General features: G+C 65.2%; 13 protein-coding genes. 6 read left to right on the top strand and 7 right to left on the bottom strand.

The genetic code is table 11. From position 1 onward, the window contains the following. Positions 1–1,635, bottom strand: coding sequence for a serine hydrolase domain-containing protein (locus tag KVP70_RS11290; protein ID WP_217942270.1), 1,635 nt, complete (start codon positions 1,633–1,635; stop codon positions 1–3). Between the two features lie 106 nt (positions 1,636–1,741). On the opposite strand from KVP70_RS11290, the gene KVP70_RS11285 reads away from it, so the two are divergent. Beyond that, entirely contained in the window at positions 1,742–2,566 is an 825-nt protein-coding gene (locus KVP70_RS11285) for an AraC family transcriptional regulator (RefSeq protein WP_217942269.1), read from the top strand. On the opposite strand, the gene KVP70_RS11280 is transcribed toward KVP70_RS11285, so the two are convergent. Continuing rightward, positions 2,523–3,146 carry a LysE family translocator gene (locus KVP70_RS11280; protein WP_217942268.1) on the bottom strand — a complete coding sequence of 208 codons (624 nt, stop codon included), beginning with the start codon at positions 3,144–3,146 and terminating at the stop codon, positions 2,523–2,525. The two genes, KVP70_RS11285 and KVP70_RS11280, sit on opposite strands and share 44 nt — an antisense overlap. An 83-nt stretch (positions 3,147–3,229) precedes the next feature. Further along, complete coding sequence (locus KVP70_RS11275; RefSeq protein ID WP_217942266.1) at positions 3,230–4,834, bottom strand: alpha-amylase family glycosyl hydrolase; 1,605 nt, start codon at positions 4,832–4,834, stop codon at positions 3,230–3,232. Positions 4,835–5,108: 274 nt separating this feature from the next. Between KVP70_RS11275 and KVP70_RS11270 the strand changes: the two genes are divergently transcribed. Both KVP70_RS11270 and KVP70_RS11265 read left to right on the top strand, forming a co-directional pair. Continuing rightward, on the top strand, positions 5,109–6,647 hold the full coding sequence (locus KVP70_RS11270) for a sensor domain-containing diguanylate cyclase (RefSeq protein ID WP_217942567.1): 1,539 nt from the start codon (positions 5,109–5,111) through the stop codon (positions 6,645–6,647). A 93-nt stretch (positions 6,648–6,740) separates the two neighbouring features. After that, positions 6,741–6,992 carry an AbrB/MazE/SpoVT family DNA-binding domain-containing protein gene (locus KVP70_RS11265; RefSeq protein WP_217942566.1) on the top strand — a complete coding sequence of 84 codons (252 nt, stop codon included), beginning with the start codon at positions 6,741–6,743 and terminating at the stop codon, positions 6,990–6,992. Positions 6,993–7,152: 160 nt separating this feature from the next. On the opposite strand, the gene KVP70_RS11260 is transcribed toward KVP70_RS11265, so the two are convergent. The 3 genes from KVP70_RS11260 to KVP70_RS11250 form a co-directional block, all read right to left on the bottom strand. Beyond that, a complete protein-coding gene (locus tag KVP70_RS11260) occupies positions 7,153–7,887 on the bottom strand; it encodes a hypothetical protein (protein ID WP_217942264.1) in 735 nt (244 codons plus the stop codon). A gap of 16 nt (positions 7,888–7,903) precedes the next feature. Then, complete coding sequence (locus tag KVP70_RS11255; protein ID WP_229224749.1) at positions 7,904–8,527, bottom strand: XRE family transcriptional regulator; 624 nt, start codon at positions 8,525–8,527, stop codon at positions 7,904–7,906. Between the two features lie 479 nt (positions 8,528–9,006). After that, complete coding sequence (locus KVP70_RS11250; protein ID WP_217942262.1) at positions 9,007–9,705, bottom strand: glutathione S-transferase family protein; 699 nt, start codon at positions 9,703–9,705, stop codon at positions 9,007–9,009. A gap of 92 nt (positions 9,706–9,797) precedes the next feature. Here KVP70_RS11250 and KVP70_RS11245 point away from each other — a divergent pair, with 92 nt between their 5' ends. Next, entirely contained in the window at positions 9,798–10,763 is a 966-nt protein-coding gene (locus KVP70_RS11245; RefSeq protein WP_217942260.1) for a GlxA family transcriptional regulator, read from the top strand. Here KVP70_RS11245 and KVP70_RS11240 read toward each other — a convergent pair. After that, complete coding sequence (locus KVP70_RS11240) at positions 10,723–11,643, bottom strand: AraC family transcriptional regulator (protein ID WP_217942258.1); 921 nt, start codon at positions 11,641–11,643, stop codon at positions 10,723–10,725. The two genes, KVP70_RS11245 and KVP70_RS11240, sit on opposite strands and share 41 nt — an antisense overlap. A gap of 100 nt (positions 11,644–11,743) precedes the next feature. On the opposite strand from KVP70_RS11240, the gene KVP70_RS11235 reads away from it, so the two are divergent. Further along, entirely contained in the window at positions 11,744–12,469 is a 726-nt protein-coding gene (locus KVP70_RS11235) for a hypothetical protein (protein ID WP_217942256.1), read from the top strand. A 52-nt stretch (positions 12,470–12,521) separates the two neighbouring features. Continuing rightward, entirely contained in the window at positions 12,522–13,475 is a 954-nt protein-coding gene (locus tag KVP70_RS34855) for a helix-turn-helix transcriptional regulator (RefSeq protein WP_217942254.1), read from the top strand. Positions 13,476–13,493 lie beyond the last annotated feature (18 nt).

Here is a 13,493-nt window from a genome sequence, read left to right as displayed (position 1 = left end):
TCAGCCGCGGCGCACCAGTTTCATGCCATTGGCGCGGCCCATGTAGGCCACCATGCCGGTGATCTTGCCGGCCTTGTTGCGTTCCAGCCTGACCACGATGCCGCTGGCGCTGAAGGCGTCGGCGAACGCATTGCTCATTGGCTGCTCGCCGAAGCGCGGCACCGCCATCCACAGCTTGCCGTCCTTGAGCCTCATGTCGAAGGTGGCGTTCAGTTCGGCGCTGAAGTAGGTTCCGGCGACGGCGGCCAGCTGTTCCGGCGTCATGCTGCCGGCGGCCACCTTGTCAAAGCGGGCCGCCGGCTCGCCCGGACGCTCCACCACCAGCGTGCGGTCGGTGATGACGGCGGGCTTGGCGGTGCGCTTGGGGTCGCGCATGAAGCGGCCCTCGCCGACCGGCAGCAGTTCCTGCTTCATGCCCGGGCCGGTGTACCACAGCTTGCCGTCCAGCGCCTCGACCCGGCGCAGCATGCCTTCGCGCGCGTTCCAGTAGACGCCGGCGTAGCGGGCCGGATCGGCCAGCGGCACGGCCTGCGCTTCGGCGGCGGCCGCCACCGGGAATTCGCCGGCCGCGTAGATGTCGGCCACCCGGCGCGCCAGGCCGCTCGGGTCGAGGTCGGGACGGTTGCACAGCACGGCCACGCCCAGCTTCAGCTTGGGCAGGCGCAGCAGCTCCGCCTTGTAGCCGGCGAAGGCGCCGGCGTGCGACACCACGTCCAGCCCGCGATAGCTGTCCAGCATCAGGCCGCGCCCATAGTTCAGCGGGGTGCCGTCGTTGAGCTTGCCTGCGGCCTGCATCTGCTCGACCAGCTGGGCGCCGCCCACGATAGGCTGGTAGAAGTTGGCGTCCCACTTGGCCAGGTCGGCCACGGTGGACTGGACCGCGCCGTCGCCGGTCTGCTCCCAGTTCGACATCAGCCGCGCGAAGCTGGCGGGGCCGTTTGGACGGTAGGCGCTGGCGCGGCGGGCCACCACCGTGTCGTGGTCGTCGAGGATGCGGGTATCGCTCATGCCCAGCGGCTCGAAGATGCGTGCCTTGGCGAAGGCGGCCATGCTGCCGCCGCTGACCTTTTCGACGATCTGGGCCAGCAGCAGATAACCGGTGTTGCTGTAGGCGTAGGCGCTGCCGGGCTGGAAGTTCAGGCCCTGCTGGCGCGCGACGGCGGCCAGGGCGTCGGCGCTGGTGCTGACGTCGCCCAGGGCCACGCCGCCCAGGTTCAGCAGCACCATATAGTCGCGCAGGCCGCTGGTGTGGTGCAGCAGGTGGTCGATGGTGATCGGCGTGCCGTAGTCCGGCAGTTGCGGCAGGTAGTGGCGGATGTCGTCGTCCAGTTTGAGCTTGCCGTCCTGCACCAGCAGCAGGATGGCGGCGGCGGTGAATTGCTTCGAGGTCGAGCCGAGGTCGAAGACGGTGTGTTGCGCGTCGATGGCGACGCCGTACTCAAGGCTGGCGGCGCCGTAGCCTTGTTCCAGCAGCGGCTTGCCGTCGCGCCAGGCGGAGACGGCGCAACCGGGCGCGTCGGCCTTGGCGTAGGGGGCGAACAGGGTCGCGACCTGCTCGACGGGCGTGGCGGCGCCGGCGGCATGGGCCAGGACCAGGGCGGACAGCAGCAGGGACAGGCGGCTAGGGTTTTTCATGGCGATCTCCGTTGTGGTTAGGTGTTGTAGTGAAGTATAACACCGGCACTGATGAGGATGTCAACATTGAAATTAATTAATTTGTGGAATGGGGTATGCTGGCGACATGCCCCATTCGAACGCCAAGCCCGGTCCCTGTTTCTGGCGGGACGCCAACCTGCCCCACATCGAGGCGCGGGCGGTGGGCGATGGGCGCAAGCTGGGCTACGCCAGGCACTCGCACGAGACGTTTTCGATCGGCGTGATCCGGGACGGCCACACCAACTACCTCAACCAGTCATCGCGGCAGCTGGTGGGGCCGGGCGCCGTCGTGCTGATGAATCCGGGCGATGTGCACGCCTGCAACCCGGTGGGCGATGAGACCTGGTCGTATCGCATGCTGTATGTCGACCGCGGCTGGCTGGCCGGTTTGCAGCGGGAATGGGGCTTCAGCGCCAACACCGATTTCCGCCCCTACGCGGCGACCATGAGCACGGCGCCGGCGCTGTACGCGGGCTTCAACCATTTTTACGAGTTGTTGACCGCCGGCGGCTCCGACCATCTGCTGCGGCAGTGCGCGGCGGTGAGCTTCTTCGAGCAGGTCCAGTCCGGCCTCGATCCGGCCGCCATCGTCGAGCGCGAAGCCAACCGCAAGCTCGAACGCGCGGCCGACTACATCAACGACAATTGCGCTGCGGCGCTGAGGCTGGAGGATATCTGCGCCGCCGCCGGGCTCTCGCCCTCGTACCTGATCCGCGCCTTCAGGAAGCGCTACGGCATGACGCCGCACGCCTACCTGCTGAACCGCCGCATCCAGCTGGCGCGCGGCTTGCTCAAGGAGGGCAGGGCGATTGCCGAGGTCGCGCTGGAGACGGGCTTTGTCGACCAGGCGCATTTCCAGCGCATCTTCAAGCAGCTATTGGCGGCGACGCCGGGACAGTACCTGCGCTGAGCAGCAGGTAGGCGGCGCTGGCCGCCAGCAGCAGCGCCATCGCGCGGTTAAACCAGCGCATGACGGCGGGATCGCCCAGGCGACGGCGCAGGAAGGTGCCGGCATAGGCCCAGCAGGCGATCGACAGGTAGCAGATCACGAAGTACAGCGCGGCGAACTGCCACACCAGCACGGCGTCGCCGTCGGCGGCGAACGCGCCCATGCCCGCCACCGACGCCACCCAGGCCTTGGGATTGAGCCATTGCATGGCCGCGCCAGCCGCCAGCGACGGCCCCCTGGCGCCGTCGGCCAGCGACAGCGCGCCGTCGTCGCGCGCCAGCTTCCACGCCATGAACAGCAGGAAGGCCACGCCGGCCAGCTGTATCGCCCGCGTCAGGGCCGGCAGTTGGATCAGCAATTCATGCAAGCCCAGGCCGGTCAGCAGCAGCAAGGCGGTGAAGCCGACGGTGGCGCCGGTGACGTGACGCATGCTGGCGCGCAAGCCATGCTGCGCCCCGCTGCTGAGGGCGACGATGTTGACCGGGCCGGGGGTGATCGACGAGGCCAGGGCGAAGGCCGCCATGGAAATCAGGATGCTCATAGTTGCGTCTCTCCGGTAAGAATGAATCATGCCGGAGCGACGATACGCGGCGCGCGCTGTGCCGTATTGTAGAAAACAACCCTTCAGCAGGCGCGGATCACGCAGCCGTGCGCGGCCAGCTTGCCGTGCGCCTGGTCCCAGCCGTCGGCGTACAGCACCGGGCCGATCGCGGCCGCCAGCGTCACCGGCCGCTCCGACAGATTGGCCAGCACCGCGATGGCGCCGGCGCCGCTGCCGCGCCGCATGCCGATCACGCCTGGGGGCAGCTCCTCGATGAACGCGGTGGCGTCCTGGCGCAAGGCCGGATGCGCGCGCCGCAAGGCCAGCAAGGCGCGGTAGTGGCTGTGCATGCCGGGGTTGAAGGCGCTCCAGTCGAGCCGGTAGCGGTTGAACAGCACCGTCCAGTCACGCCAGCTCGGTTCGTCGAACTCCTGGCCCATCAGGATGTGCGGCACGCCGTCCATGGTCAGCAGCAGCGCCGCCGCCGCGCGGTGGGTGCCGGTGCCGAGCACCTTGCTGGCGCGCGGCTGTTCCTTGTCTTCCAGCCAGCGCATGCGCAGCGCGCCGCGCGGGAAGCTGTAGGTCGACTCTTTCCAGTACTGGGCAAAGGCGGACGCGTCGGCCTGGCCGCAGGCGACACGGCGCAGCATCTCGCGCGTGCCGCCTTCGTAGGTCAGGTCGCAGCTGTGCAGGTGGTGGAATTCGTCGTAGGACTGCGAGATCAGCGCGATGTCGGGCCGCAGCGCCGCCAGCGCGCTGCGGATCTCGACCAGGAAATCGGTGGGCGTGATGTCGGAATCGTCCAGGCGCAAGCCGTCGAAGCCGTAGCGGCCGACCCAGCGCCGCATGGCCGCGAGCAGCTCGGTGCGCAGCGCGCGCTTGCTGAAATCGAAGCCGGCGAAATACTCGCGCTGCGGCACCGCGTAGTAGACCTGGCCGTCGGCGTCGCGGGTGTACCAGTCGGGATGGGCGGCGGTCCAGGGATGGTCGGCGCTGCTGCGGTTGAGTGTCCAGTCGAACACCACGCGCATGCCGCGCGCGTGGATGGCGTCGACCAGCGCCTGCAGGGCGGTCGCGTCGCCCAGCGCCGGATCGATCGCGTCGAAATCGGCCACGGCGTAGGGATCGCCCAGCGTGCCGCGCCGTCCCTGATGGCCGATCGGATGGATGGGCATCATCCAGATCACGCTGACGCCCAGTTGTTCCAGATAGTCGAGGCGGGCGCGCACGCCGTCGAAATCGCCGCCGAAAGCGGGCACCGACAGCTGATAGATCACCGCCTCGCGCAGCCACGCCGGACTGGCAAGCGCCTGATGGCGACGGTACAGCGGGCCGGCCGCGCCGGCGTCCAGCCCGCGCTGGCGCATCAGCACTTCGCCATGCTCGTCCACCGTCAGGCAGGAATTGTTCTGGCCATCTTCGGAGATCCAGGGATTGGCGGGGTCCGGTATCCAGTGCCTGTCATCGACGACGAATTTGTACAGGTGGCGGCCGGCGGCGATCGGCAGCAGGCATTCCCAGCGGCCGGGCGCTACTTGCTCGAACCGGCAGACATCGCCTGCCCAGCAGTTGAACGTGCCTGCCAGCGCGACGCTGCGCAGCCCTGGCGCGCCCTGGTAACGAAAGCGGATGCCTTGTGCGCAGCGCTGGGGCAGCTGCTCGGGGGAGGTCTCGAATTGGATGTTCATTGTGTTATTCAACTACAAAAATGTATTTAAGTAAATATTTATCCGCTTGTTTGCCATATTTCCATTTGTTGTCAGTGTAGTTTAGGTACTTTTTGCTGCATATTTGATAGGGCGCAAGTGTGATTATTCGAGAGTTTTTACTGAGCAGAAAGCGCACATACTTAACGTCTTGCCCGGTGGATGATTCTTCGAGGTGATACCTATGATGTTCAGCAACATGTGGGAACGCCGCCTGGGTTCGCCGTTCGCCCGCCTCCCTCCACGCCTGCCTGTCATGTACCTGGCCATCTTCTTTGTGGTCCTGGTGTGCAGCTCGCTGATCGGCATCCATGTATGGCTGACCGCGCACGCCCGCAGCGTGCAACTGGGCGAATCGGAAGTCGCCGCCGCCAACCTCGCGGAAGCCCTGGGGCAGCATGCCTATGACACCATCAAGGAAGCCGATACGGTCCTGGTCGGACTGGTGGAGCGGCTTGAAAATGACGGCAAGCTGGAGCTTGAGCTCGACCGCTTCCATACCCTGCTGGAGCACCGGGTTGCGGAGTTGCCGCAGCTGCACGGCTTGTTTGTTTACGGCGCCGATGGCCGCTGGCTGGTCAATTCCCAAGCCGTGCTGCTGAAGGGTAAAAACAACTCGGATCGCGAGTATTTCATCTACCACCGGGAGCATGCGGACCGGGGCGCGCATATCGGCCCGCCCGTGCGCAGCAAATCAACCGGGGATTGGATAGTCACGGTGTCGCGCCGTTTCAATCAGGCGGACGGCGCCTTTGGCGGGGTGGTGTTGGCGACCATCAATATGGACTATTTCCAGAAATTCTTCCAGCGTTTCAAAATCGGCCAGGATGGCGCCATTCAGCTGGTGCTGGATGACGGCATCATGCTGGTGCGCCGCCCGTTTAACGAGAAATCGCTGGGCCGGGACATTTCCAAGCTGCCGCTGTTCCATGATTACTTGCCCAGGGCCTCGGTCGGCACCGTCACGTTCACCTCGGCGCAGGACGGCGTGACGCGGATAAACAGCTACCGGCGCCTGGAAGCCTATCCGCTGGTGATCTCGGCCGCCTTGTCCAGGGATGAAGTGCTGGCGCAATGGCGGGCCGATGCCTATTTCTACAGCGGCGCCGTGGTCATCCTGGTGCTGGCGATCTGCCTGCTGGGAATCCGGCTGGTGCGGCAGATTAATCTGCGGACACGGGCGGAGGCGGAACTGGTGCGTGCGCGCAATTCGCTGGTGACGCTGAATCAAACGCTGGAGCGCCTGGCGATGCAGGATGGCTTGACCGGCCTGTCCAACCGCCGCCATTTTGATGCCTCGTTGAAGAACGAATTCAGCCGGGCGATGCGCGGCGCCAACTCGCTGGCGCTGATCATGATCGATGTCGATTCCTTCAAACAGTACAACGATATCTTCGGCCATGCCGCCGGCGACGAGTGCCTGAGGGCGATCAGCAAAGTGATCGCCGACTGCAAGCACCGGCCCGGCGACATCGCCGCGCGCTACGGCGGCGAGGAGCTGGCGGTGCTGTTGCCGGGGACGGATGTGGCCGGGGCGCTGGCGGTCGGCGAAACCATCCGCGCGGCGATCGCGGAACTGAACATCAAGCATCCCGGCAGCGCCACCGGGCACGTGACGGTCAGCGCCGGGGTCGAAGCCTTCGCGCCGGTGCGCTTCGAGACCGAGCCGCTCGATCTCGTCAAGGCTGCCGACCAGGCGCTGTACCGGGCCAAATCGCTGGGACGCAACCGCGTCCATTCAAACATCATCGATCGGGAAGTGCGCTTGGCTTCCGGCGTGGGTGTGGCCGGGTAGGCGTCGCAGTAACTTGGCCGCCGCGGGGCCTGCGTTTGAATGCAAGGTGAAATTGCATTACACTTTGATGCATCAGACGACGAGGACGACATCATGGCGGTATTGATTGTTACTGCGCGCGGGCAAGTTACGCTGAAGAAGGAAGTGCTGCAGCATTTGGGCATCAGGCCCGGCGATAAAATCGAGCTCGACTTGTTGCCGAATGCAAGAGGCATACTTAAGGCCGCCCAGCCAGATGGAACGATAGCCGGGTTTGTTGGCCTGCTCGCCGAGCGGACAAAGAAAGTCGCGACCCTGGAAGAAATCAGCGAGGCGTCCGAACAAGGCTGGGCCGACAACACATGAAGGTAACGGTCGATACGAACGTCCTCGTTCGGGCTGTTGTCCAGGATGAACCCTTGCAAGCACAGGCCGCAGCCAGGATATTGACAGATGCGACACTGATCGCGGTCGGCGCGCCAGTTGTAAGTTGGCTGGCCGGTCACCGTTCCCGACAACGAGGACGCTATTCCTTGGACGTCGGCGAGATCGTCTTGCTGACTTTGCCTGCCTCGTCCAGCATCTGGATCTCGGCATTGCCCTCGGCGCTGACCACCAGCTTCATGCGAACCCGGCCTTGAGCGTCGTTCAGTTGCAAGGCCGCGCCTTTGTCGCCGGTGCTGCCCAACCAGATGCGGTTGTTGCCCAGGCGGCCCTGTTGGTTCAGTTGCTGCCAATAGGCTTGCCGCTCGGAGGGCGGCAACTTGTCGGCCGCCTCGTGAAAGCGCTTGTTGTCCGCCAGCGAGGTGACCGTATAAAGGGGAACGTCGTTGATCTTGATGACGGTCTGCTGATGGCTCGCGCCGTCGTGGTTCAACAATTGCAGGGCCTGGTCCTGGCGGAAGCGGTCGAAGGTCAGCGACAAGCCGGAAGAAATCTTGCCGTCGGCGCCGATGCCGCCTTTCTGGATCAAGCCGCCGTTCTCGGTGCCTTCCTCGTTGATGAACAGCATGCCCGCAAAGCTGTTGCGATCGGGCCGGGCGCCTTCCTTGCCCTGCATGAAGTCGCCGGGGAACTGCGCCTTGTTGGAAATGACGATGCGCTTGGTGCCGTCCGGTTCAACGATGTTGATACGGCCGACCGTGATCTCGTCGAATTTCTCGTGCCGGATCGGTTCCCTGGCCCCGGCCAGGAAAAATACCGCCGCCAGCGCGCTGGCCATCGTGGTGGCACCCGCCAGGAATGTTCTGATTTGCGACACTGTGCCTCTCCTTGGGTTATTTCAAATCGTTTTTGATCGCCGCGCTGGCTTTGCGCATGCGCCATTCCAGCACCACAGTCAGCGCGCCGCAGAATGCCAGCAGCCCGTCCAGGTATTGCAAAACCCGGTTGAGCGGCGAATGCTCGTAGTGCACCTCGGCCAGTTCGAACGTGCGCCGGCCGTTGCCGGCGCTCTCGAAGAACACGCTGCCCCGGTTGTCCCGGGTTTCCAGCGTCGTCAGCTTGACCCGCTCGGATTCGAACTCCGCCAGCAAGCGGGCGCGTTCCTCGCGGCTGATGGTGTTCGCGGCCAGCCTCAGGTCCTGGATTTTTTCGAACTGCTCAAAAATGGTGTCCGATTCATTTTTGAGCAGCACGCCTTTCGAGACGTATTTGTAGCGATGATTGGACGAGAAAATGCCGTCGTTGGCGGCCAGCATCAGCGCAAACCCGAGGGCGCCGGCGGCGGCGGCGCCGAACAGCCATGTGCGCGCGTCATGGACGCGCTGGGTGACGGCGCCATTCAGGAATTGGCTGACCTCGGGGATGTGGCGCAGCGAGGTGTGCAGGACATGCTTGTTGATACCGCTCAGGAATTCCCTGGCGTCGAGGTCCAAGGCGGTGACGATGGCGCTGAACATGTCGGCCGAAGGCTGCGATTTATCGTTTTCCAGCTTGGACAGCTAGGACTGCTCGATGCCGATGGCGGCCGACATCGGCGGCTGCGTGAGATTTCTTTCCGTTCTGATTTGCTTGAGTCGCTCGCCAAAATTCATCGCGGGGGGGCCTTTTTCAAATGGTGTGGGCATATTCTTGGGGATGCACCCATGAATGAGAAGGTGAATATGCTGGAATATCGAGGAATGTTGCGGTTTTGGCAGTAATTTTTCGACGGACGCAAAAAAGGGCTGGCCAGTTTGCACTGGGCAGCCCTGTTTGGGACAGCGTCGCCTGGACGCCGCCGCCGGTGGGATTAGCGTTGCGGGACGACGATCACGGTGTCGCCGGTCTGGCCGGTGGCGCCGGTGGCGCCAGGTGACTGCGCCGCGGCATGCGGTGGTCTGAATGCAGCATGCGCCGACCTGCCGTGCTGGTCCGTGCGGTTCAGTACATAGCGGACTTACCCGGTAAAACGCTGCGAGAGGGGCAGATCGGTGGCGTCGAGCACAAATTCGCGCGCGTCCGCGAATGCGGCGCCAAACGCCGGCCGCTTCGCGATGAGCGCGAGGTAGCGCTGGAAGATCTCGTCGCCGCACAAGCCATAGCCGCGCGCCCAGAAAACAGCGTGCCCGACGATGTAATCGGCCGCTGTAAATGCCTGCCCGCAGATATACGGCGCCCGCTCCAGCCGCGCAAGCAGCTGCGGTTCTATCTCCTCGCGAAACTTCTTGCGGTAGCGCGCCACCGTGCGCGGGTCGCGCTCCGTGACCGGCAAGACATGCTCGTGGGCGCGAATTTGCCACAGCATCATGTCCACCCAGGTCGATCCGAAATGCAGCATCTGCAGATAGTCGGCCCGCTCCGGCGATGCCGCCGGGGCGGGCGCCAGCGCGGCGTCCGGGTACGCGTCCGCCAGAAAGGCGACCATGGCGGCGCTCTCGAGCATGCGCTGCGTTGCGCCGTTGTCCCAGCTAATCTCCAGCACCGGCACATTGTGGTTGGGATTCAGGCGCAGGAACTCGGCGGAATACTGCACGGCGCCGCTCAGGTCTATTTTCTCGACCTCAAAGGCATTGCCTACGACTTCGTGCAACATCCACTTGATGCGGGTGCTGCGGCTGGCCGGGGAATGGTAGAGCTTGATGTGTTTAATTAACAAGATGGTCTCCTTGGGTAGAAGGCCACAGTCTGGCGTTTCGAAGCTTGGCGGTGAAGTATCATATTTGACATTTTTTATGTCAAAATAGACAAATGAAGATCATCACGGTTCTGGTGTTGGACGGCGTGTTCGACAGCAGCTTGTCGATTACGCTCGATACCTTGCATGCGGCGCAGTCGATACTTGCGGCGCGCAGCGGTGCGCCCGCAGTGCAGGTCCGGACCATCGCCGCCAAGGCCCACGTCACGACCGGCGCCGGCATGCGGATGAAGGCCGACCTCCAGTTCAAGACCGCAGGCCAGGGCGTGTCGGACTGGATCATTGTTCCAGGCCTGGGCCACCGCTCGGACCAGGCGCTGAGCGACGGTTTTGCGCGCAGCGATACCAGACAGGCGATGGCCTGGCTGGCTGCGGCGGGAACCGGCAAGACCAGGATTGCGGCCTCATGCAGTGCGGTGTTTCTGCTGGCGCAGGCCGGCCTGCTCGACGGCCGCAAGGCGACCACGGCATGGTGGCTGGCCCCGGCGTTCCGCGCCCGTTATCCGGCGGTGACGCTCGACGAAGCGCGCATGCTGGTGCGCGACGGACCGTGCCTGACGGCGGGCGCGGCCTTGTCGCAGCTGGATTTGATGCTGGCCATCGTGTCGGAGGTGTTTGGCGAGTCGGTGGCGCATTGGTGTTCGCGCTATTTGCTGATCGACCAGCGTGCGTCGCAGGCGCGCTACATGATGCGCGACCACCTGGAGCATGAAGACCCGGCGGTGATCGCGGCGGAGCGCTGGATCGACGCGCGTCTGGCGCAGCCGATGACGGTGACGGCGCTGTCGTCGGCACTGGCGCTGTCGCCCAAGACGCTGGCGCGGCGCATCGAGGCGGCGACCGGCGTCTCGCCGATCAAGTTCATTCAACGGCGCCGCTTGTCGCGCGCCGCCCATCTGCTGGAAACGACGTCGCTCTCGATCGAAGCGGTCGCGGCGCAGGTCGGGTATCAGGACAGCACCGCCCTGCGCAAATTGATCAAGCGCGAGTTTGGCGTGACGCCGAGTACCCTGCGCTGATAGCATGCGCGCCCGCCAGGCGCTGCCCATGCTGTTGCAGCCATGCGCGCGGCGAGTGGCCGGTGCGCGCCGCGAACGTGCGCGACAGCGCCGACGCGTTGGCGTAGCCCAGCTCGCCGGCCAGCACGGCGATCGAACGCCCGCCGCTCAAGCCGGCCTGCGCCAGCGCGATGCGCCAGTCGGTCAGATAGTCGGCCGGCGTTTGTCCCAGCACCTGGCGGAACAGGTTGGAAAACGCGGTGCGCGACATGCCGGCGCAGAGCGCCATGCGTTCCACCGGCCACGCCTCGGACGGACCACGGTGCATCGCCACCAGCGCGCGCGCCAGGCGCGGATCGGACAAGCCCATGATCATCCCCGCCTGGATGCCGGCTTCCTGCGGGTGATCGAGCAGCCAGCGCAGCAGCTGGATCAAGACCACTTCAAACAGGCGATCGGCCAACAAAGGCTGGCCGCAGCGCGCCCGCTCCGTTTCGGCGAACAGCAGCGCCAACGCCGCCTCCAGGCCATCGATGCGCGCCAGCGGCAAGGCGATCAGCGCCGGCAGGGCGCGCGCCAGCGGGTTGGCCGGCCCGCCCTCGAAATTCACCGTCGCGCAGGTGAAGTCGGCGCCGTCGAGCGGCGGATTGTGAAACCAATGATGGGCCGGGCGCGGGTAGAACAGCAGCGTTGGCTCGCTCAGCACCATGCGGACCGGCAGGCTGGCCTCGCCCGGATGGCTCACTTCCAGGCTGCCGCGCCGCAGCACATGCAGGTAGCCGTGGCCGCCGGCGGCGTCGAAGCGCTGCAAGCCGCACAGCGTGCCGGAATAGGACAAGCGGGCCCGCACCCGGAAATGTTCGAGCAGGCCGGAAAGGCGGTCGATGGTTGGCGGCGTCATATTGTATGAATTGGTATGTATCGTGAACAATTGGTATCCAATTGTACGCCCGGCGTCAGCATACTGCAGGTTCCCAACCATTCAATTCCTGGAGAACCATATGAAAAAGAACGTATTGATGCTCACCTCGCTGGCACTGTGCTGGTCCGTTTCGGTCGGCGCCGCCGCGCACGACAGCCACCGACTAGGCATCCAGGCGGCAGGCAACCAGGCCGTCACCGCGCCGTTCGACATCGTGCATGCCAAGATCAGCACCGAAGGCAATGTCGCCACCTTCCACCTCGCCGTCACGGGCAACGCCGGGGCCAGCAAGCCTGCCGCGACGGGCGCGCTGGCCGGCAGCCGGGTCTTCAGCTATGTCTGGCCGACCACGCTCGATCCCTCGGTGGTGGGCTTTGAAGCCAAGAGCGGCATCCTGGCCCTGGCGGTGACCTCGCATCCGGACTTCGACGACACGCCCTTGTTCCCGGCGCCGCTGGGCGCCTGGCACTCGCACTGGGTGGTGCTGCAAAACGACGATAGCTGCGGCAAGGGGGCGCTGAAGGTGGTCGACATCCCGGCCGGCAGCAAGCCCAAGCTGCCCAAGACCTGGCCCGGCTTGCCGATCCTGATCGACAGCCCTGGCTGGGCGCCGGTGTTCAAGGACGACAGCCTGGAGGTGCGGGTGCCGTTTGACGACATCGGCGTGCTCAGCACAGCCCGTTTCGATGGCGTGACGGCGGGCTTGCGCGTCAACGCCAGCGTCCACGCGCCGCTGCTGTGTGTCGCCGACGTGTTCAAGATTGCCTCGGGCGACTTGTCGCTGCCGGGGAAGGTTAATCAATAGGGCGGAAACTGCGCTATCCTCGCAGTATTACTCTTGCCTATGTGAGCCGGCGATGCTGACTGTATCCTGCGTTTCAACCCATGATTTGCACGGCGAGCGACGTGTCGCACTGGTTCGTGACACGGCCGCGCACTACTTCAACCTGGACGTCAACCTGGGTGATGCCGTGCCGGCGGCGGTGTCGGCCGACATCCACATCGCGCGCGGCGCGCTGGCCGGCGTGATGGAGGTGAACACGTCATGGAGCATGGTCGAGCGCAACCGGGCGCGCGCCAGGGCGGCGCCCTCCAATAATCTGCTGGTGTATTTGATCAAGCAGGGCGGCAGCGGCTTCGAGAATGCCAAGGGCGAGCAATTCGTCACGGCGCCCGGATCGGTGGTGGTCGGCAGCCAGGACGCGGTCTACAAGGGCGTTGCCGCCCCAGGCCAGGACTGGCGCTTCCACGCGCTGAGCATACCGGAACACCTGCTGGCGTTTTCCGCCCCGGCCATCCAGCACGGCGGCTTCCAGCAGGTGCGGCCGGATACGCCCTTGAGTGGCCTGCTGACATCCTACCTGACCGGCCTGAGCCAGGAGTTGCCGCGGATGGACGCACCGGCCGCCGCCGCCGCGCTGCGCGCGCTGGACCAATTGCTGGCGGGGGCGCTGGCGTGTGCGCCACGGGCGCCGGAGGAACTGGCCCGCGTGGTGGAGCAGGAGCGCCTGGCGCTCGCCCTGAAATATATCGACAGCCATCTGGAATCGCCCATGTTGACGCCCACCGCTATCGCGCTGAACCTGGGCGTCTCGCTGCGCCAATTGCACCGCGCCTTCGAAGGCGCGGGCCACAGCGTTGCCGACGCGATCCGGCAGCGGCGGATTGAACGCGCCCGGGTCCTGGTCCTGACGCGCCCGGAGCTGTCGATTACCGAGATCGCCTTGTGCTGCGGCTTCGATTCGCTGGCCACCTTCTACCGCCAGTTCAAGGCCCGGCTGGGCGTGACGGCGTCGGAGCTGCGGCACTAGCCTTGTCGCGCATTGCAA

Origin of the sequence: Duganella violaceipulchra (genome assembly GCF_019166075.1) — a bacterium.
In the GTDB taxonomy this organism is placed as follows: Bacteria; Pseudomonadota; Gammaproteobacteria; order Burkholderiales; family Burkholderiaceae_D; genus Rugamonas; species Rugamonas violaceipulchra.
Note: the sequence above shows the minus strand (reverse complement) of the source record. Positions and strands in the feature narration are given on the sequence as shown.